Below are 20,553 nucleotides of genomic sequence, written 5' to 3'. Positions count from 1 at the left end.
ACGCCCGCGCACAGCCCTTTGCGCCAGGTTCATCGGCCCTGGTACAGGCCAAGCGCCGTGAGTTCGCGCGCGGTTTCGATGATGCACTGGCGCAGGGTTTCGACGATCTCGTCCACCTGCGCATGGGTGACGATCAACGGTGGCGACATCACGTTCAGGTGCATGATCGGCCGCACCAGCAGCCCTTTGGCCTGGGCCTTGCTGTGGATGCGTTCGCCGATGTTCACCTCGTCGGCGAACAGCGCCTTGCTGGCCTTGTCGGCAACAAACTCGACACAGGCCATCAGCTTCATGCAGCGCACATCCCCCACCAGCGGCAGCTCGCGCAGGCTTTGCAGGCGCTGTTCCAGGTAGCCGCCAACGTCCTTGACGTGCGCCAGCAAATGCTCGCGCTCGATGATCTCGATGTTCTTCAGCGCCGCGGTGCAGCACACCGGGTGGCCGCTGTAGGTGAAGCCGTGGGTGAAGCAGCGGCCCTTGCCCGGCTCGGCGATCACCTGCCAGATGCGCTCGGAGAAGATGCACGCCCCCAGCGGCAGGTAGGCCGAGGTCAGGCCCTTGGCGGTAGTGATGATGTCGGGGGTGACGCCGAACAGTTCCTCGCTGGCGAAGAAGGTGCCCAGGCGCCCGAACGAGGTCACCACTTCGTCGGCGACGAACAGGATGTCGTAGGTCTGGCACAGCTGCCACATGCGCTGGAAGTAGCCCTTGGGCGGAATGATCACGCCGCCCGAGCCCATGATCGGCTCGGCGAAGAACGCCGCCACGTTGTCGGCCCCCAGCGAGAGAATCTTGTCCTCGAACTCGGCCACCAGGAAGTCGAGGAACTCGGCCTCGTCCATGTCGTGCGGGGCGCGGTACGGGTTGGGGTTGGACACGTGGTGGATCAGGTCGTGGTGATAATCGAACTCCGGCACCCGGTCAGCGGCCTTGTTCCCGATCGACATGGTCAGGGTGGTGGAGCCATGGTAGGCGTTGTAGCGGGCGATGATGTGCTTCTTGTGCGGCTTGCCACGGCAGTTCTGGTAGTACTGGATCAGCCGGTAGGCAGTATCGACCGCGGTCGAGCCGCCGGTGGTGAGGAACACATGGTTCAGGTCACCCGGCGCCAGCTGCGCAAGCTTCTGGCACAGCTCGATGGCCACATCGTTGGCCATGTCGGAGAACGGGTTGGAATAGGCCAGCTGGCGTACCTGGTCGGCGATGGCCAGGGCCATTTCCTCGCGGCCCAGGCCAATGTTGGTGCACCACATGCCGCCGACGGCATCGAGGAAGCGGTTGCCGTGGGTATCGCGGATGTAGGCGCCCTCGCCGGCAACGATGTTCAGCGCGCCTTGCTCGCGGTGCTCGTCGAACACGTGGTAGCCGTGCATGTAGTGGGCCTTGTCGGCTTCCACCAGCGGGTCGTGGGCAATGGCGAATGCTTTGCTTGGGGTGGCCATGGGCAGCTCCTTGGCAGTGATCGTTGGGCAGTGTTCAGAAACCGGTCTTGACCGTGCTCCAGACCCGGGTGATGGCGCGCATGTCCTTCGGGCTCTGGGTTTTCTGCGCGAACAGGCGCTCGCGGGTTTGCGCGTCGGGGTAGATGGCCGGGTCCTGGCGGATCTCGTCGCGCACCAGCGCGGTGGCGGCGGCGTTGCTGTTGGCGTAGTGGATGTAGTCGGTGACCTTGGCCATGGTCTGCGGCTGCAGCAGGAACTCGATGAAGCGGTGGGCATTGGCCGCGTGCGGCGCATCCTTGGGGATGTACAGGTTGTCGAACCAGATCAGCGAGCCTTCCTGGGGGATGAAGAACGACAGCTTGATGTCCTTCTTCGCTTCCACCGCGCGGGCCTGGGCGGTGGCGTAGTCGCCGGACCAGGTCAGGGCCAGGCAGACATCGCCGTTGGGCAGGCTGGTGAGGTAATTGACCGAGTCGAACTTGCGAATGTACGGGCGAATGCCCAGCAGCAGTTGTTCGGCCGCCTTGAGGTCGGCCGGTGATGCGCTGCGAGGGTCCTTGCCCAGGTACTGCAGGGCCAGCGGGATGACTTCGGTCGGCGCGTCCATCAGGGTGACGCCACAGTCGGCGAAGCGCGAGACGATCCTGGGGTCGAACAGCATGGCCAGCGAGCCGATGGGGGCATCGGGCATGCGCGCGGTGATCTTGTCGACGTTGTAGGTTACCCCCGAGCTGCCCCAGGTGTAGGGCGCCGAGTATTTCAGGCCGGGGTCGTAGCCTTGCAGGTTGTTCACCACCTGCTGGTCGAGGTTGTGCCAGCTGGGCAGTTGCTGCTTGTCCAGCGCCTGGAATACCCCGGCGCTGATCAGCGGGGGGACCAGGGAAGCGTTGAGCATGACCAGGTCGTAGCCGGAGCGGCCGGTGAGCAGTTTGGTCTGTACCGTTTCGTAGCCGTCGAAGGTGTCGTAGATGACCTTGATGCCGGTGGCCTTCTCGAAGTCGGCCAGGGTGGTTTCGCCGATATAGTCGGTCCAGTTGTACAACCGCAACGTGTTACCGCTGTCCACCTCTGCCGCCTGGGCCAGGCTGGCGCCAGACGCCAGCAGCAGACCGCCAATCACCTTCAGTACCTTGCGCATGGCAACTCCATCGTGTGAGTGCTCGGGATCGAGCCGATGGGGGCACTATCGAGGGATTTGCCGAAGGGGGACATACCCCGAATGTGTGGGTGGTCGTTTTTTGGCAGGTGAATTTTGTATGAAGGCCACAGGCCCAATCGCCGGCAAGCCAGCTCCCACAAGTCCTCCACAGTCCTGAAGCCCTGTGATTTCCCTGTGGGAGCTGGCTTGCCGGCGATTGGGCCAGAACAGTCAATCACGCCAGCGGGTAAAGCGCCTCATCAAACTGCTCAAGGCGCGGGAACACCAGTGGCTGGTCGTCCGAGAGTTGCTCCAGGCGCTGCCGGTACTGCTGCAAAAACGCCTGCCGCGCCTCGTCACTGATGTACGGCACATGCCAGGCCACGAACGGCGGCAGTACCTCGAACCCCACGTAGGCCAGCGTGCCGCGCAAGATCGGCCGCAGCATGTCTTCCAGCGGCCCATGAATCGCCCCGTCGCCAAACATGTGCTCGCGCCCGCCCAGGGTCACGGTCACCAGCGCTTTCTTGCCCGCCAACCCGCCCTGGTCGTAGAAGCGCTTGCCGCCATAGCACACCCCCGACACCAGCACCCGGTCGATCCAGCCCTTGAGCATGGCCGGCGCCGAGAACCAGAAGATCGGGAAGTTCAGCACCAGCAAGTCGGCCCACAGCAGCTTGTCCAGCTCCTGCTGGATATCCGCGGCAATGGCGCCACGCTTCACCCCCTGGCGCTGCTCCAGGGCATACACCAGGTACTCGGGGTTCTCGCGCTGGCTGAAGTCATCGGCACTGGCCACCGGGTTCCAGCCCATGGCGTACAGGTCGCTGACCTGCACCTGGTGGCCCTGGGCGCGGAAGGTTTCCACGGCCTGGCCACGCAGTGCAGCAGTGAACGATTGCGGCTCGGGGTGAGCGTGGACGATCAGTACATTCACAAACATTCTCCTCACACAAAACAGGTTGTCTTCCAGCTGTGGCTCAGCACTGCACCGCTTTCACCTCGACGAACTCCGCCAGGCCCTCCTCGCCCCACTCGCGCCCGTTGCCCGACTGCTTGTAGCCACCAAACGGTGCCTGGTAGTTGAACCCGCCACCGTTGATGAAGCACTGCCCGGCGCGTATCTGCCGCGCCAGGGCCAGGCCGTGCTCGCGGCTACCGGCCCACACCGCGCTGGACAGGCCGAACGGTGAATCGTTGGCCAGGGCCAGCGCCTGGGCCTCGTCGACATAGGGGATCAGGCACAGCACCGGGCCGAAGATTTCCTCCTGGGCGATGCGCATGCGGTTGTCGACATCGGCGAACAACGTCGGCGCCACGTAGAAGCCGCGCTCGAAGCCGGCCGGCGTATCACCGCCGCACAGCAGGCGCGCGCCCTCTTCCTGCCCCAGGCGAATGTAGTCGAGCACGGTGCGCCGCTGGCCTGCCGAACACATCGGCCCGAGGAAGCTGGCCGGGTCACGCGGGTCGCCCATGACCAGCGCACGGGTCTCGGCCTCGGCAATCTCCAGCGCCTCGGCGTAGCGGCTGGCCGGCAGCAGCATGCGGGTCAGGGCCGTACAGGTCTGCCCCGAGTTGATCATCACGTCCTGCACGCCATGGCGCACCGCCGCGTGCAGGTCGGCGTCGGCGGTGATCAGCAGCGGCGACTTGCCGCCCAGCTCCAGGCACACCCGCTTGACCGTCGGCGCGGCCGCCTGGGCCACGCGCACCCCGGCGCCGGTGGAGCCGGTGAACGACACCATGTCCACCTGCGGGTGCCGGGCCAGTGCCTCGCCAACCTTGGCCCCCGGCCCGCTGACGAGGTTGAACACCCCGGCCGGCAGGCCGATGGCCTCGATCATCTCGGCCAGCAGGAACGCGTGCAGCGGTGTTTCCTGGCTGGGCTTGACCACCACCGTGCAGCCGGCGGCCAGGGCCGGCGCCAGCTTGCCGATCATCTGGTGCAGCGGGTAGTTCCACGGGTTGATGAACGCGCACACGCCAACGGCCTCGCGGTACACCAGCGAGTTGCCGACTTCGCGCACCTCATCCATCAGCCCGGCCAGTTCGGCGTACTGCTCCAGCCCGGCAATCGGGCCCTCGATCTGTACCGCCTGGCACCACTGCACCGGCATGCCCAGTTCATCGGTGATGAGCGAGGCCATTTCCGCGGCGCGGCTCTTCAGCTGTGCGGCCAGCGCCGTTATGTACCCGGCGCGTACGCTGGACGGTGTGCGCGACCAGCCATCGAAGGCCCGCCGCGCAGCCATCACCGCCCGTTCGACATCGGCCTCGGCGCCCAGCGGCACGCGGCCGATGGCCTGTTCGGTGGCCGGGTCGATCACCTCGGCCATGCCCTGCCCGCTCGGTACCTGCCAGGCACCATCGATGTACAGCCGCGCATACTCACGCATGGCCGTAGTCCCGTTTCAGTTCGTCGGCACAGCAGGCGATGCGCCGGCAGGCATCGATCAGCGCCGCATTGCCCAGCACCAGGCCCAGGCGGATATGCCCGGCAGCGCTGGGGCCGAACGCTTCGCCGGCAAGCACCGACACGCCCTGGCTGTCCAACAGGTAGTCGGCAAAGGTCTGGGCAGATACGCCGGTCTCGCGGATATCGACCATCACGAACATACCGCCATCGGGCTTGAGCACCTTGATGCCCGGGCAGTCGGCCAACTGCTCGCACACCAGGTCGCGACGCTGGCGATAGGCTTCGCGCATGACATCCAGTTCCGGGAGTTGCTGCTCCAGCGCCACCACGGCGGCGTCCTGGATGAAGTCCGGCGAGCCGTACAGCATGCACAGGGCGAGGTTTTCCAGGTGGGTGGCAAGCTCGGTCGAACCGACCACCCAGCCCATCCGCCAACCGGTCATGGCATGCGACTTCGACAGGCTGTTGAGGGTGGCGGTGCGCTCGGCCATGCCCGGCAGGCTGCCAGGGCTGACATGCTCGCCGTCGTACAACAGCTCGCTGTACACCTCATCGGAAATCAGCCACAGGTCGTGGGCGATGCACAGCTCGGCCAGCGCTTCCCAGGTGGCGCGCGGCAGGCTCGCCCCCGAAGGGTTGTGCGGGCTGTTCAGGGCCAGGGCGCGGGTGCGCGGGGTGATGCGCGCGGCCACGTCACGCGGGCACACGCGAAAACCGTTCTCCGGCTTGACCGGCACCGGCACCACCTTGGCGCCACAGGCCCCGAACACCGCCTCGTAGGTCACGTACATGGGCTCGGCGACAATTACCTCGTCACCCGGGTCGAGCACGCACTGAGCCACGCAGTACAGCGCGCACTGGGCCCCCGCCAGCACCGTTACCTGGTCGGCATCGACGGCCTGGCCGCTGCGCTGGCGGTGGCGGTTGGCGATGGCCTGGCGCAGCGCCAGCTTGCCGCGCACATCGGCGTAATGGGTGTGGCCCGCACGCAGGCTGTCGATGGCCGCCTCGACGATCGGCGCGGGGGTGTCGAAGTCCGGGTCACCCACCGACAGCAGCAGGATATCCTTGCCCTCGGCCTGCAGCGCCAGGGCGCGGTAGTGGATGTCCCAGGCCGCGGCCCCGTCCCCGGCGATGCGTTGAGTGAGCTTGGCGTAGCGCATGGCAATCTCCCTTCATTGGCGGTTTCAGTCGACGAGAATCTTCGGGTTGGAACTGCCCCATACGGTGTACAGGTCGGCGAGCAGCGCGCCGTTGATTTCTTCCATTTCGGCCTGGGTGATTTCACCCCCGGCCTGTTTGCCGAACAGCACCACTTCGTTGCCACCCTTCACATCGGGGAAGTCGGTGACATCGACCATCAACGTGTTCATCGACACCTTGCCCACCACCGGCACACGGTGGCCGTTGATCAGCACATGGCCCTTGTTGGTGAACACCCGGCGGTAGCCATCGGAGTAGCCGACGGTGATGTTGGCCAGGCGCGAATCACGCGCCAGGGTGAAGGTGCGGTCATAGCCGACGGTGTTGCCTGCCGGGTAGCTGTGCACCGCTGCCACGTGCGACTTGAACTGCATGGCACGTTGGTATTCGGTGTGCGTCGGCACGGTGTCGCCGAACAGCGCGCCGCCGGTGCGCACCATGTCCAGGCGCGCTTCCGGCACTTCCAGCGTAGCGAAGGAGTTGGCGGCGTGCAGGGTGAGCTTGCTGCGATCAAGTTTCGCGTGTTTGATCAGCCAGTCGGTCTGCTCGTTGAACGCTGCCAGGCCTTTGCGCACATCGTCCTTGTCTTCCACGGCGAAGTGGGTCATCAGCGCGACCAGCTCGAGGTGCTTCTGGTCGGTGATCTGCAGCGCTTCACCCCGGCCGGACCAGGTGGTCATTTCCACGCCGTTGCGGCTCATGCCACTGGAATTGAGCGCCAGATGAATGCGCAGGGTCTTGCCGTGGCGTTCGGCGAGGGCATCGAGCTGGCGGGCGAACTCGGCGCTGCCGACCAGTTCTTCCATGTCGTACTGCAAGGCATCTTCCACTTCGCTGAGGCTGGCCAGGCGCACCCGCACCAGTTGCCCGGTGAAGCCGCTGGCGCGGACCACGCGGGCCTCCTCGTTGCTGGCCACCGCCACGCAAGGCACGCCCTGGGCGATGATCGACGGCATCACCAGGCCGATACCGTGGCCATAGGCGTCGGCCTTGAGCACGGCGCACAGCTTGGACTTGCCGCCCAGCTCGGCCTGCAAGGTACGGATGTTGTGTTGCAGCGCGCCGGCACTGATTTCGACCCAGGCGTTGCTGTTTTGCGCGGTCAGGGCGGCGGTGCCGTTGTCCATCGACAGGGGTGGTGCGGCGTACAGCGGGGCCTGGCCGGTGATCAGCAGAGCGAGGGATGCAGCCAGGAGGGTACGGCGAAATGGCATGGTGGTTTCTCTTGTTGTTCGTGGTGTCTGCCGCTTAGCAGACGCAGGTGTGTTTGAGTTCGATGAAGGTGACGCCGGGGGTTGCGAAACCGCTGGCCAGATCGGCCTGCAGCGCATCCAGATCACGCGGCTGGCGCACCGTGCAACCAAAGGCACGGGCCAGGCCGATGAAGTCCGGATTGCGCGGCAGTACGCCGACCGGCTCGATGTCCAGGTCGAGCATGTCGTCACGGATCTGGCCAAGGGCGTCATTGTTCCACAACAGCACGACCAACGGTCGGTCCAGCTCCTCGACTGCCGTGGCCAGTTCCTGGGCGGTGTAGAGGAAGCCGCCGTCGCCCACCAGCACCAGGCCTGGGCGGTGGTCGCTGGCGAACATGCCGCCGATGCCGGCCGGCAGGCCGTAGCCCAGGGTGCCGTAGCCGGTGGGGTGCAGCCAGCTGCGCGGCGCCCGGCTGGCGAAGGCGTAGTTGCCGGTGTAGGCCAGCTGGGTCATGTCGCTGCTGATGAAGGCATCGTCGGGCAGCACGGCGGCAATGCGGTCGAGGATTGCCTGGTGCACGGCCTGCAGCGGCGCATGCCCGCTGCGAATGGCCTGGCGCAGGTTGGCCACTGCTTCGCTGGCCTGGGCCGGGTCACGGTCCAGCGCTGGCAGGTGCTCCAGCAGGCCGGCCAGGGTTTGCCGGGCATCACCGTGCAGGGCGATGGCACAGGGGTAGAAGTCGTTGAACTTGCGCGGGTCGATGTCCACGCGCAGCAGCTCGCCGCTGATCGGCAGGCGCTCGCGCCAGAAGTCGGTGTCGGCCATTTCGGTACCCACTGCCAGCACCACGTCGGCCTGGCTGATCAGCTGCCAGCCGGGCTCGACGCACAGGCTGGCGCCGGCATTCAGTGGCGCGTCCGCTGGCAGCAGGCCCTTGCCGGCCACGCTGGTGAACAATGGTGCTGCCAACCGAGTGCTCAGTTGCTGCAGCTGCTCGGCCGCGTGCAATGCCCCACCACCGGCAATGATCATCGGCCGCTTGGCGGCGGCCAGCTTCAAGGCGGCCTGGTCGAGGATGTCGCGGCACGGCTGGCCACGCCCGGGGCGGCGCACCACCTCAGCGCTCCAGTCACGGCTGACCGGCGCGGCCAGTACATCCAGCGGCACCGAGATGTGCACCGGGCGCGGCCGTTCGCTGTCGAACACGGCCCAGGCACGAGCGATCAGCTCGGGCAGGTCGTCGCCGCGCAGGGCCACGGCAGAGAACGCGGTAATCGGCGCGGTCATGGCGCGCTGGTCCTGGGTTTCGTGCAGGCAGCCCCAGCCCTTGCCCAGGCTGGCCGTGTGGTTGACGCTGGAAATCACCAGCATCGGGATGGAGTCGGCATAGGCCTGGCCGATGGCGGTGGCGGCATTGGTCACGCCCGGGCCGGTGATGACGAAGCACACCCCCGGCTTGCCGCTTACCCGTGCATAGCCGTCGGCCATGAAGCCGGCGCCCTGCTCGTGGCGGGTCAGCACATGGCGGATGCCGCTGCCCGGCAGGCCGCGGTACAGCTCCAGGGTGTGCACGCCGGGGATGCCGAATACCGTCTCCACGCCATAGTTGGCCAGCAGGCGCACCAACGCCTGGCCGGCGGTCGGGGTGTGCTTATTCATGTCGTTCTCCTTGCGCCTGGCCGAGGCGGATCAGCGCGTCGACCGCGGTGGTGCCGTGGGCACCGACCATCAATGGGTTCACATCCAGCTCCAGCAGTTGCCCGGCGTTTTCGCAGGCGTAGTCGGCCACCGCGCGGATAGCCGCAACCAGTGCGTCGAGGTCGGCGGCCGGGCGGCCACGGAAGCCTTGCAGCAGGCTGGCGCTACGTAGGCTGAGCAGCGCGGCGCGGATGGCGTTGTCGGTGGTCGGCAGCAACAGGCTGACGCTGTCCTTGAGCAGCTCGACCAGCACGCCACCGGCACCGATCACCAGGGCCAGGGCGAAGTCGTGCTCGCGCTTGATGCCGACGATCAGTTCGGCCAGCGGCGGCTCGGCCATCGGTTCGAGCAGCACCTGGTCGAACGCTACCTGCGGGGCGTAGGCGGCGATGCGCTGGCGCATCTGCACCAGCGCAACCTCGAGGGCGGCGGCATCGCGCAGGTTCAGCGCCACTGCACCGGCTTCGGTCTTGTGCGGCAGTTGCGCGCTGACCGCCTTCAATACCAGCGGGTAACCGACGCGTGCGGCATCTGCCACGGCGCGCTCGGGTGTGCTCAGCACCCCTGCCGGTACCGGCAGGCCGAAGGCACGCAGGGCTTGTTTGGATTGCCATTCGTCCAGCAGGTGGCTCTCGCCGCCAAGGGCCTGCGGGCACAGCGGCACCCGCGTGGCCTCACCCTGTTCCAGCAGCCGCTGGCGGTTGCGCTGGTAGGCGACGATGCGGCCCCAGGCTGCCAGGCCATCCTCCACACCCTGCAGGGCGGCGATGCCTCGCGCGTGCAAACGCTCGCGCGCGCAGGCGGGCAACAGCTCCGGGAATGCCGAGGTGACGAAGCCGATCTTGCCGTGGCGCTCCAGCGCATCGCAGTACAGCGCCAGCAGCAGGTCGCATTCCTTGCGTTCGCCGGTGAACGCCGCCGGGTAGTCCAGCACCAGCATGGCCGCGTCGGCTGCGCCGCTCAGGGTGCTGTCGAGCATACGTTGCAGGGCCGCTGCATCACCCCAGATGGCAGTGGTGAAATCCAGCGGGTTGACCAGGTTGGCATAGGCCGGCAGCACCTCGGCCAACTGCGCCACCTGCCCTTGTGCAAGCTTCGGCAGGACCAGCTGGTTGCGCTCGGCATAGTCGGCGATCAAGCCGGCATCGCCACCGGAACAAGCCAGGGCGATCAGCTCGCCATTCACCGGCAGGCGGCCACAGGCGGCGGCCTTGAGCGTTTCAACGAAGCTCACCGGGCCACTGACGCGGATCACGCCCAGGCGCTGGAACAGGCTGTCGTACAAGGCATCGGAGCCGGACAGCGAGCTGGTGTGGCTGAGCGCCAGTTCGGCGCCAATCTGCGACACGCCGGTCTTCAACGCAATGATCGGCGTGCCCTGCTGCAACGCCTTGCAGGCGGCACGGGCGAAACCCGGCACGTTCTTCAGGCCTTCCAGATGCAGGCCGATGGCGGTTACCCGTGGGTCGTCGAGCAGCACGTCCATCAGCTCGGCCACGCCCAGTTGTGCCTGGTTGCCGACCGAGGCCATGTAGGCCACCGGCAGCGAACGGTCGCTCATCGACAGGTTGTAGGCGAAGTTGCCGCTCTGGGTGAGGATCGCCACGCCCCTCTCCACCTGCTGGCCACCATGGGCCACCGGCCATAACGCAGCGCCGTGCAGGTAGTCGAGCAGGCCGTAGCAGTTGGGGCCGAGCAAGGCCATGTTGCCGGCGGCGGCGAGCAGGCGCTGCTGCAGCTGGCGGCCCTCTTCGCCGCTTTCGGCAAAGCCCGAGGCATAGCAGATGGCGCCACCGGCGCCGCGTGCGGCCAGCTCGGCAACGCACTGCAGGGTCAGTTCGCGGTTGGTAGCGATGAACACCGCGTCCGGGGCATGGGGCAAGTCGGCCACCCGCGCCACACAGGGGATACCTTCGAGGCTGTCATGCTGCGGGTTGACCAGCCACAGCTCGCCGCCAAAGCCACCTTCGGCGCAGCGCTTGAGCGCCCGCGCCATGCTGCGCCCGCCGACGAAGGCCAGGTGCCGGGGGGCCAGCAGGCGCTTGAGGTTGTCACGAATCGAATGCGACATGGGTGTTCTCCTGGCGCTCAGCGCAGCAGCGGGCGCAGCAGTTCGCGGGCGATGATGTGCCGCTGGATTTCCGAGGTGCCTTCCCAGATGCGCTCGATGCGTGCGTTGCGCCAGATGCGCTCGACCGGGCCTTCATCCATCAGGCCCATGCCGCCGAAGATCTGCACGGCTTCGTCGGCAACCTTGCCCAGCACCTCGCTGGCGAACAGCTTGGCCATGCCGGCCTCGCCGTCGGTCATGCTGCCCTGGTCCATCTTCCAGGCGGTGTGCAGGGTGAGCATTTCCGCAGCGCGAATCTGCGTGGCCATGTCGGCGAGCTTGAACGACACGCCCTGGTAGCTGCCGATGGCCTGGCCGAACTGCTTGCGGTCGGCGGCCCATTGCAGCGACAGGTCGAGGGCACGCTGGGCCTGGCCCACGCAGTTGGCGGCGACCATCACCCGGCCGGCGGTGAGCCAGGCGTTGGCCACCTCCCAGCCCTTGCCGACCTCGCCCAGCACCTTGCTGGCCGGCACCCGGCAGTCGTCGAAGAACAGCTCGTAGGTGTGGTAGCCACGGTTGCTCACGCACTTGGGGCCACGGCGGATGGTCATGCCCGGCGTGCCCCGGTCGACCAGGAAGGCCGTTACCGCGTTGCGCTTGCGCCCGTTGTGCTCGTAGGTGTCGGTGACGGCGAAGACGATGGCGAAATCGGCGTGGCCGGCATGGCTGATGAAGTGCTTGCTGCCGTTGATGACGAAGTCGTCACCCTGGCGCACGGCACGGGTCTTGATGGCGTTGGCATCGGAGCCGGCGCCCGGCTCGGTGAGGGCGAAGCAGTCGATCTTCTCGCCCTGCACGCAGGGCAACAGGTAGTCGTTGATCTGCTCGTCCTTGCAGGCCATGAGGATTTTCGATGGCCGCGCGACGAACACGTGCAGGGCCCAGGACACCTTGGACAGTTCGCGCTCGATCAGCGCCTGGGACAGATAGTCCAGGCCACCGCCGCCGACCTCCTCGGGCATGTTGAAGGCATAGAACCCGGCGGCGATTGCCTTGCCGCGGATCTGCGCAGCCAGCTCGGGCGACACGGCATCGGCGCGGTCCACTGCCTCCTCATGGGGCAGCAGCTCCTTGGCGACAAAGCTGCGTACCGCTTCCACCAACATTTCTTGTTCTTGGGTCAGTTGGAAATTCATCTGCGAAGGTCCTGGTGAGGGTCGGTTATCGGGTTACTGGCCAGTGAAACGGGGGGCGCGGCGTTCCACCGAGGCTTGCAGCGCCTCGGCACCGTCCTGGCTGCGGCCGCACAGCAGGCCGGCCTCGCGCTCGGCTTCCAGCTGCTCGGCCAAGGTGCGCCGGGCGCCGTCGCGGATCAGCCGCTTGGTCTGCGCGTAGGCGAAGGTAGGGCCGTTTGCCAGGCGCCCGGCCAGCTCGGCGGCCACGGCGGGCAGTTGCTCGTCGGCGCAGACTTCGCTGACCAGCCCGGCCGCCAGGGCACGTTCGGCACCCCACAGTTCATCGAGGAACAACAGGCGCTTGGCCTGCTCGCTGCCGATCAGCCGTGGCAGGTGCCAGCTGGCCCCGGCATCGGGGCTGTAGCCCATGCTGGTGTAGCCGGCCTTGAAGCGCGCCGAGGCCGCGGCGATGCGCAGGTCGCAGCACAGGCTGAGGTCCATGCCACCGCCCACGGCAGTGCCATTGATGGCAGCGATGGTGGGCTTGTCGAGGCTGTGCAGGCGTAACATCAGGGCGTGGGCGGTTTCGGTCCAGCCGTAGCTTTCCAGGGTGCCCTGGGCCTCGGCCGCGGCCCATTCGGCCAGGTCGGCACCGGCGCAGAAGCTGCGCCCGCTGCCGGTCAGCACCACCACGCGCACGGCCGGGTCGCTGTTGCAGGTTTCCAGCAGGGCGTGCAGTTGCTTGAGGGTGGGAATGTCCAGCGCGTTGCGCTGCTCGGGGCGGTTGAGGGTGATCCAGGCAACGCCGGCTTCGACCTTACTCAACAGTGACGACGACGGGGTGGTCATGGGGGGCCTCGGTATTGTTGTGATGGTTTGAGAAGGCTTGATGAGGGAGATACTAAACGAGTGTTCAACAAGGCGGCAATTGCGCGGGGATTGGGCTGTAACAACGCTTGGAAACGATATATGTCGTTGTTTTTATTAGTTTTATTTGTTGTACCAAGGTTGAGATCGGAGGTGGTTGTTACAACTTTGTACAACTGACGGATTGCTGGGGGCGCTTTGCGCCCCTTTCGCGACACAAGGCCGCTCCCACAAGTCATTCGCAGACTTCAGGTCTGCGCGGTACCTGTGGGAGCGGCCTTGCGTCGCGATGGGCTGCGTAGCAGCCCCCGAGATTGAAACCTCAGACCCCCGGCACGCTCGGCTCGAAAGCCCCCTGCCGACGGCGGTTGACGAAGAAATACGCCGCATAGCACAGGGCAATGAAGCCAAAGCCCCAGTACAACGACGGCCGCTGGGTTTCATCCAGCGCCAGGAACACGAACAGCGAGCTGCACAGGGTGATGCACAGCAGCGGCACCAGCGGGTAAAGCGGCGCCTTGTACTTCAGGTCCTGCAGTTGCCCACCTTCACGCAGGTAGACCTTGCGGAAGCGGTACTGCGCCAGGGCGATGACGATCCAGGTCACGGTGCCGGACATGCCACTCACCGCCATCAACACCATGAACAGGGTGTCGGCGGCAACGAAACTGGTCATCAGCGAGATCAGCGCAAAGCACAGGGTGATGCTCAGCGCCCGCAACGGCACGCCACGCTTGCTCAGCGGCGACAGGCTTTTCGGCGCCATGCCGCTCTTCGACATAGCCCAGAGGATGCGCGTGGAGGCATACAACCCGGAGTTGCCCACCGAAAGGATGGCCGTGAGGATGACGAAGTTCATCAGGTCGGCGGCAAAGGGGATGCCGACCATGTCGAACACCTGCACGAACGGGCTTTCCATCAGCCCGGCCTGCTCGAACGGCACGATGGCCGAGAGCACGGCAATCGCCAGCACGTAGAAGATCAGCACGCGGAACACCACGTTGCGCACGGCCCGTGGGATGCTCTTTTCCGGGTGCTCGGTCTCGCCGGCCGCCACCCCCATGATTTCACAGCCCTGGAAGGCATAGACCACGGTCATCATCACCGCGAACACCGCCGACAGGCCATGGGGGAACAGCGACTCGCCCATCAGGTTGTCCAGCATCGGTGCCGGCGCCCCGCTGCTCAGCGGGATGGCGCCGAAGATCACCAGCAGGCCGATGATGATGAAGCCGAGGATGGTCGCCACCTTGATCCCCGAGAACCAGTACTCCGCCTCGCCGAAGGCACGGGTGGCCAGGGCGTTGAGGCCGAACAGCACGACCACGAACAGCGCCGACCAATACCAGATCGGCACCTCGGGGAACCAGCGGGTCATCAGCATGCCGGCGGCGGTGAACTCCAGGCCCACGGTGGTGGCCCAGCTCATCCAGTACACCCAGCCGATCATGAAGCCGGTGGCCGGGCCGATGAACTTTGTTGCGTGGGCCTGGAACGAACCGGACACCGGCATCTGCACCGACAGCTCGCCCAGGCAGACCATCACCAGGTACATCAGCAAACCCGCGACCAGGTAGGCCAGGATCGCGCCTATCGGGCCGCCCTGGTTGATGGTCACGCCCGAACCCATGAACAGCCCGGTGCCGATCACCCCGCCCAGCGACAGCATGAAGATGTGCCGGCTTTTCAGCGCGCGGGTGAGCTGGATCTTTTCGCGGTTGTCAGTCATGGCGCACCTCGCCTTTGCGGCTGGTGCCAGGCCGCGCGGGGGTGCCGCGCGGTGTGGTAGGAAGGAGGGGCTGAGCGCTACGGCATGTCATTATTCTTGTCTCCAATAAGCCTCATGGACCGCGTGCAACACGGTTGCCTTGGATTATTGGAAACGGATGTAAGGTGCCGTTGTACGAACGGATCGAAGATGTAAAAAGTCGTAAGTTTTTTGTACGTCAGCTCTGGATCAGCTGTTCCAGGGTGGCGCGGGCCTGGGCAAGCTCGGTGGCCAGCGGCGCGCCGAGCGCTTTCAATGCCTGTTCGTCATGCTGCCGGGCAGCGTCCTCAAGGCGTCGCAACAACGCAGCCAGGCCAGAAAAACCCAGGGAGTCGCAACTGCCGGCCAGGCGGTGGGCCAGGTGCAGCACTTCGGTAAAGTCCTGGGCCGGCAGCGCCTCGGCCAACGCCGTGGCGTGCTGCTCCAGCGACTGGCGCAGCACCTTCAACAGGCCTTGCAGCTTCTGTTCACCCAGCAGCGAGCGGTGGGTGTCCAGCAATGACCAGTCCATTGTCGCGTCGACGCCCGCCACTTCAGCGGGCGCCGCTTCGGCCAGCGCCCGGCGCAGGTTGTCCAGCCGCAGGGGCTTGGCCAGCACTCCCTGCATGCCGGCATCCAGGTACCCTGGCACTTGCCCCGGTTGCACGCCAGCCGTCAGTGCCAGGATCCGGCTGTGGCGGTTCGGCCCGGGGGTGGCACGCAGTTGCCGGCACAGCTCCACCCCGCTCATGCCGGGCAGGTGCACGTCGAGCAGGATCAGGTCGAAGCGCCGCTGTGCGCAGGCCAGCAGGGCTTGCCCGGCGTCCTCGGCAAAGCTCACCCGGTGGCCATCGCGCAGCAGCAACCCACCGGCCACCTCGCGGTTCAATGCCACGTCCTCGACTACCAGGATATCCAGGCTGGCCAGGGGCGAAGGGGCTGGTGAGTTGGCCTGCACTGGCTGCGCGCGAGCCATGTCGAGTTCGAACCAGAAGCAACTACCCTGCCCTTGCACGCTGTCCAGGCCAATGCAGCCCCCCAGTTTTTCCACCAGGTGCTTGCAGATCGCCAGGCCCAGGCCGGTGCCGCCGTAGCGCCGGGCCACCGCCTCGCTGGCCTGGACGAAGCGGTCGAAGACCCTGGCCTGCACAGCCGGCTCGATGCCGATGCCATTGTCGCTGACCGACACCCGCACGCGCTGCGAGCCCTGGTCACTGGCCAGTACCTGCACCGCAAGCCGCACCTGGCCGTGTTCGGTGAACTTGATGGCGTTGGCCAGCAGGTTGCTGAGCACCTGGCGCAGGTACTGTTCGGCACCGTGCTGGTACTCGGCCAATTGCTCGTCGATGTGCAGCTGCAGGGCGTCGCCATTGTCCCGGGCCATGGGTTCGAGCAGCGCCAGCACTTCCTGACACAACTGGCGTAGCGAAAAACCGACCAGCTCGGCGCGGCTTTCGCCCTCCTCGAGGCGGGCGAAATACAGCACCTCGTTGAGAATCGCCAGCAACCCCTCGCCGGCCTTGTACAAGGCCTCGACGCGCTGGCGGTCGGCCGCCTCCAGCCGGCCGCCGCGCAGCAGCTCGGCCATGCCGAGAATGCCGTTGAGCGGTGTGCGCAGTTCATGGCTCATGGTCGCCAGGAAGCGTGACTTGGCCAGGTTGGCGGCTTCGGCCTCGTCCTTGGCCCGGGCCAGGCTGGCGGTGCGCCGCTCGACCATGGCCTGCAGTTCGTCGCGCTTGTCCTGCAACGCCAGGCGGTCGCGCTCGCGGCGCTCGATGTCACTGAGGATGGCGCGGCGCATGTCATCCAGGGCATTGGCCACGGTGTCGATCTCGTCCGGGCGCGTCGAGGTGCGGCGCCCGAGGCGCAACGGTTCCTGCCACTGGCCGGCGCCAATACGCCGGGCGAACTCGGCCATCACTTGCAGGTGGCGGGTGACCAGGCGGTAGAACAGCCCCGACAGCGCCACCGCCAGGCCACACAGGAACACGCCCATCCACAGCAGGCTGGCAAGGCCAGTGGCATACAGCCGCCTGTGCACCGCGCCCAGGTCGATGCTCACTTCCAGCTCGCCCAGGTGCCTGGCCGGCCCAGAGGGCGGCTGGTAATCGAGGGGGAAGCGTTCGATGCGCAGCGGCCCCTTGGGCTCGGCGGCGCCGCGCAGCAGCTGGAAATCGTCGCTGACCAGGCGCACCCGGGCGACATCGGAAAAGTCCACCAGGCCGCGCAGTTGTGCGTCCAGCTGTGCCTCGTCCAGGTCCCACAGGCTGCGCTCCAGGCTGGCCAGGTAACCGGCGCGGATCAACGCCATGCGCGCCTCGATATCGCGCATCTCGCGGCGGTATTCGAAGTACAGCTGCACCGAACTGGCCAGCACGGTGAAGCACAGGCTGAACAGCAGGATGAACAGCAGCAAGCGGCGCAGCAAGCCATCGGTGCGCAGGCGGATCATCGGGAGTCCGCCGGCAGGTTGACCATGTCGCGGTAGGTCACTTCGCTCTGCTCCAGCCAGCGCTCGATCTCGCCGGCCTGGTTCATGCGCAGCAACTGCGCGTCGATTTCGTCCATATGCTGGCTCAAGGGCGATTGCCGTGATATCGCAACGCGCAGGTAGTCCACGCTCAGGGCCGTGGGCAATACGCGGATGTCCTGCGCCCCAGGCAGGTTTTCGATGAACAGCTGGCCGGTGCGCCGCTCCTGGATCACGTAGTCGATGCGCCCACGGATCAGCTTGCCGAAGTTCTGCTGGCTGGACGACACCCGTTCGATGTTCTGGTGGCGGGCGACGAAGCGGTCGAAATCGGCGCCGTAGCTTTCGCCGTACAGCAGGCCGCCACGGTAGCTGGCCAAGTCCTCCAGGCGCTGGAACTGCACCGGCCGCAGGCGGTTGTAGAACACCGCCACTTCCTCGCGCACTACCGGCACCGTGGAAAAGCGCATGCGTTGGTCACGCTGGTCGCTGTTGTAGGCCAGCACCACGTCCACCCGCCCGGCAGCAGCGTCCATCAGGCAGCGCTTCCAGTTGCCCAGCACCACGGTCTGCACTTCGTAGCCCATGCGCGCGAACAGCTCTCGCACCACGGTGGGGGCCAGGCCACGCACCTGGTGGCCGTCGCTCCAGGAAATCGGCGGGTACACCGGGTAGTCGCAATAGCGCACCGGCTGCCTTGCACTGGCTTGCACGGCGAACAATGCCAAGGCCAGCACCCAGGCGCTGCGGGTCATGCCGCCACGCTGGCGGTGAACAGGTAGCCGGTGCCGTGGATGGTGATGATCAGCTGGGGCTCGGCCGGGTCGTCGTGCAGCTTGCGCCGCAGGCGGCCGACCAGCACGTCGATGGAGCGGTCGTTGGGCACCCACTCGCGGTTGCGGATCTGGTCCATCAACTGGTCGCGGCTGAGGGTGTGGCCGCTGTTGCGCAGGAACACGCTGAGCAACTGGAACTCGCCATGGGTCAGCAGGGTTTGCCCGCCACGGGCGTCGATCAGGCGCCGGCGGTCGGTGTCCAGCGCCCAGTCGGCGAACTGCTTCAGCGATTGCGCGCAGGCCGGCGCCGGGTGCACCTCGCGGGCATGGCGCACGCGGCGGATCAGGTTCTTGGCGCGGGATACCAGTTCGCGGGGGTTGAGCGGCTTGATCACGTAGTCGTCGGCGCCGCATTCCAGGCCGACGATACGGTCGATGTCGTCGTTGCGGCCGGTAATGAGGATGATGCCGACCTCCGAACGTACCCGCAGCTCGCGGGTCAGGGTGAGGCCGTCCTTGCCGGGCAGGCGGATGTCCAGCAGCACCAGGTCGACATCCTGGCTGCCGAGCAGGGCTTCGGCCTTTTCCGCGGTGTCGGCGCAGTGCACGTCATAGCCTTCCTGGGACAGATAGGCCTGCAGCAAGTCACGAATAAGCGGATCGTCATCGACGATCAATACCCGAGGCGTCATTGCGTGTCGTCTCTTTTTTTTATTGGTTTGTTCTACACACTCGCGACAGCAGCGTACTCGTTACTGAACAGGCGATCAACAGCCCTCCGGCAGGCTGAAGCGGCGCCGGCCACCGGCCTGCAGGCCATCGACCCAGGCCTCGCAGATCAGCACGCCCTGCTCGGGGGTGAATGTACCGGGGTTGAGCCCCGACTCCAGCCACAGGCCATCGAGCAAGGCGCTCAGGCTGATGGCCGCCAGGTCGGCATCGAAGCCCTGCCAGCCCTCCTCCCCGGCCAGCGTGGCCAGCAGCCCGCTCAGTTCATTGCGGTATTCGCCATAGGAATGGTCATGCACCTGGTTGATCGCGTCGGCGGTCTTCACCGCGCCCCAGAACGCCAGCCAGGCGTCGAGCAATTGCGGGTCGAGCAGCTCGGCGCAGAACGAGGCGCGGAAGAACGCCGACAACCGTTCGCGGGCATTGGGCGCGGCCTGGGCCATGGCCTCGCGCAGCAGGCCCATCACCCGGCCGGTGACCGCCATGTAGGCTTCGGCCACCAGCTCATCCTTGCCGGCGTAGTGATGGCTGATCAACCCGACCGAGACCCCGGCCTCGGCCGAAATCTTGCGGATCGACGCGCCCTGGAAGCCATGGCGCTTGAGGCATACCAGGGTCGCCTCGACCAGGTTGGCTTTGCGCAATTCCGGCAGCATGCGGTGGTAGCGGGCTTCCTGGTTCATCGTCGGCTCTCGGGCTAGGGGCTGGACTGAACGACTGTACAACAAGCCGGACTGCGTGATAAACCCTTGGCACCCATGCCCACAACAACAAAAGCGGCTGCCATGAACGACCTGATCACACGCGACCTGGACCGGGGCCTGCTGACCCTGGCCTTCAACCGCCCCGACAAGCTCAACGCCTTGAACACCGCCATGTACCAACAGCTGGGCGACCTGCTGCTGGCGGCAGGTGAAGACCCTGATGTCGAAGCCATCATCATCACCGGGGGGCCGCACTGCTTTACCGCCGGCAATGACTTGCGCGACTTCCTCGACAACCCGCCCGCCGACCTGGACAGCCCGGTGTTCCGCCTGATGCGGGTGGTGATGGGCCTGGACAAACCGCTGATTGCCGCGGTCAGTGGTGCGGCGATCGGTATTGGTGCCACCTTGCTGTTGCATTGCGATCAGGTGCTGGTCAGCCGTACGACCAAGCTGCGCATCCCTTTCGCGCCGTTGGGCGTGTGCCCGGAGTTTGGTTCCAGCCTGCTGCTGCCGCGCTTGCTTGGCCATGCCCGGGCGGCTCGCCTGCTGCTGGCAAACGAGTTGCTTGATGGCGAACGGATGGTGGCCTGGGGGCTGGCCAATGAACTGCATGAAGACGGTGAGCAGTGCCTGGCTGCTGCCCGGCGCCTGGCGCGGCAGTTGCAAGGCTACCCGCAGGCGGCGCTGCGCATCAGCAAGCGGCTGCTCAAGGACGGCCAACGAGCCGAGCTTGAGGCGACAGTGGCGCGGGAAGCCCGGCTGTTCATCGAGTGCTTGCGCACTGAAGAAGCGCGAGCGGTGTTGCGAGGGTTGATCAAAGATTGAAAACCTGGGGCCGCTTTGCGGCCCATCGCCGGCAAGCCAGCTCCCACCTCGACTGCATCGACCTCAAGCCTTGTGCAGTACCTGGACTGCCCCCAAGAAGTTGGACACCA

The 20,553-nt window shown here is 66.2% G+C and carries 16 protein-coding genes; 1 reads left to right on the top strand and 15 read right to left on the bottom strand.

Annotated elements, in window-relative coordinates; all coding sequences use genetic code 11:
• Window positions 1-29: 29 nt before the first annotated feature.
• The 15 genes from RYH74_RS06555 to RYH74_RS06485 all read right to left on the bottom strand — a co-directional run bounded on the left by RYH74_RS06555 (window position 30) and on the right by RYH74_RS06485 (window position 19,594).
• Window positions 30-1,442 carry an aminotransferase gene (locus RYH74_RS06555; protein ID WP_317409126.1) on the bottom strand — a complete coding sequence of 471 codons (1,413 nt, stop codon included), beginning with the start codon at window positions 1,440-1,442 and terminating at the stop codon, window positions 30-32.
• Window positions 1,443-1,476: 34 nt separating this feature from the next.
• Window positions 1,477-2,580, bottom strand: a complete 1,104-nt coding sequence (locus RYH74_RS06550; protein WP_013973072.1) for a polyamine ABC transporter substrate-binding protein — start codon at window positions 2,578-2,580, stop codon at window positions 1,477-1,479.
• Window positions 2,581-2,815: 235 nt separating this feature from the next.
• Window positions 2,816-3,517, bottom strand: a complete 702-nt coding sequence (locus RYH74_RS06545; RefSeq protein WP_317409125.1) for an NAD(P)H-dependent oxidoreductase — start codon at window positions 3,515-3,517, stop codon at window positions 2,816-2,818.
• Between the two features lie 43 nt (window positions 3,518-3,560).
• Window positions 3,561-4,976, bottom strand: a complete 1,416-nt coding sequence (locus RYH74_RS06540) for an aldehyde dehydrogenase family protein (protein WP_317409124.1) — start codon at window positions 4,974-4,976, stop codon at window positions 3,561-3,563.
• Window positions 4,969-6,159: a pyridoxal phosphate-dependent aminotransferase gene (locus tag RYH74_RS06535; protein WP_317409123.1), complete on the bottom strand. Its 1,191-nt coding sequence runs from the start codon at window positions 6,157-6,159 to the stop codon at window positions 4,969-4,971. The genes RYH74_RS06540 and RYH74_RS06535 overlap by 8 nt, the downstream gene beginning before the upstream one ends.
• A gap of 24 nt (window positions 6,160-6,183) precedes the next feature.
• Window positions 6,184-7,413, bottom strand: a complete 1,230-nt coding sequence (alr, locus tag RYH74_RS06530; protein WP_238066490.1) for an alanine racemase — start codon at window positions 7,411-7,413, stop codon at window positions 6,184-6,186.
• A gap of 34 nt (window positions 7,414-7,447) precedes the next feature.
• Window positions 7,448-9,055: a 5-guanidino-2-oxopentanoate decarboxylase gene (locus RYH74_RS06525; protein WP_317409122.1), complete on the bottom strand. Its 1,608-nt coding sequence runs from the start codon at window positions 9,053-9,055 to the stop codon at window positions 7,448-7,450.
• Window positions 9,048-11,165, bottom strand: coding sequence for an acetate--CoA ligase family protein (locus tag RYH74_RS06520; RefSeq protein ID WP_075044926.1), 2,118 nt, complete (start codon window positions 11,163-11,165; stop codon window positions 9,048-9,050). The genes RYH74_RS06525 and RYH74_RS06520 overlap by 8 nt, the downstream gene beginning before the upstream one ends.
• A 17-nt stretch (window positions 11,166-11,182) precedes the next feature.
• Window positions 11,183-12,343, bottom strand: coding sequence for an acyl-CoA dehydrogenase family protein (locus RYH74_RS06515; protein WP_015270769.1), 1,161 nt, complete (start codon window positions 12,341-12,343; stop codon window positions 11,183-11,185).
• Between the two features lie 33 nt (window positions 12,344-12,376).
• Window positions 12,377-13,171, bottom strand: a complete 795-nt coding sequence (locus RYH74_RS06510) for an enoyl-CoA hydratase/isomerase family protein (protein WP_317409121.1) — start codon at window positions 13,169-13,171, stop codon at window positions 12,377-12,379.
• Between the two features lie 340 nt (window positions 13,172-13,511).
• Complete coding sequence (locus RYH74_RS06505; protein ID WP_075044924.1) at window positions 13,512-14,918, bottom strand: amino acid permease; 1,407 nt, start codon at window positions 14,916-14,918, stop codon at window positions 13,512-13,514.
• Window positions 14,919-15,135: 217 nt separating this feature from the next.
• Window positions 15,136-17,388, bottom strand: coding sequence for an ATP-binding protein (locus RYH74_RS06500; protein WP_075044923.1), 2,253 nt, complete (start codon window positions 17,386-17,388; stop codon window positions 15,136-15,138).
• Window positions 17,385-18,161: a substrate-binding periplasmic protein gene (locus tag RYH74_RS06495; protein ID WP_075044922.1), complete on the bottom strand. Its 777-nt coding sequence runs from the start codon at window positions 18,159-18,161 to the stop codon at window positions 17,385-17,387. Before RYH74_RS06495 ends, RYH74_RS06500 begins: the two co-directional genes overlap by 4 nt.
• Complete coding sequence (locus tag RYH74_RS06490; RefSeq protein ID WP_012271826.1) at window positions 18,158-18,874, bottom strand: response regulator; 717 nt, start codon at window positions 18,872-18,874, stop codon at window positions 18,158-18,160. The genes RYH74_RS06495 and RYH74_RS06490 overlap by 4 nt, the downstream gene beginning before the upstream one ends.
• Window positions 18,875-18,949: 75 nt before the next feature.
• On the bottom strand, window positions 18,950-19,594 hold the full coding sequence (locus tag RYH74_RS06485) for a TetR family transcriptional regulator C-terminal domain-containing protein (protein ID WP_015270774.1): 645 nt from the start codon (window positions 19,592-19,594) through the stop codon (window positions 18,950-18,952).
• A gap of 102 nt (window positions 19,595-19,696) precedes the next feature.
• Here RYH74_RS06485 and RYH74_RS06480 point away from each other — a divergent pair, with 102 nt between their 5' ends.
• Window positions 19,697-20,443: an enoyl-CoA hydratase gene (locus RYH74_RS06480; protein WP_317409120.1), complete on the top strand. Its 747-nt coding sequence runs from the start codon at window positions 19,697-19,699 to the stop codon at window positions 20,441-20,443.
• Window positions 20,444-20,553 lie beyond the last annotated feature (110 nt).

The sequence above is a fragment of the Pseudomonas sp. LSJ-87 genome (assembly GCF_032971465.1).
GTDB lineage: Bacteria > Pseudomonadota > Gammaproteobacteria > Pseudomonadales > Pseudomonadaceae > Aquipseudomonas > Aquipseudomonas putida_Z.
Note: the sequence above shows the minus strand (reverse complement) of the source record. Positions and strands in the feature narration are given on the sequence as shown.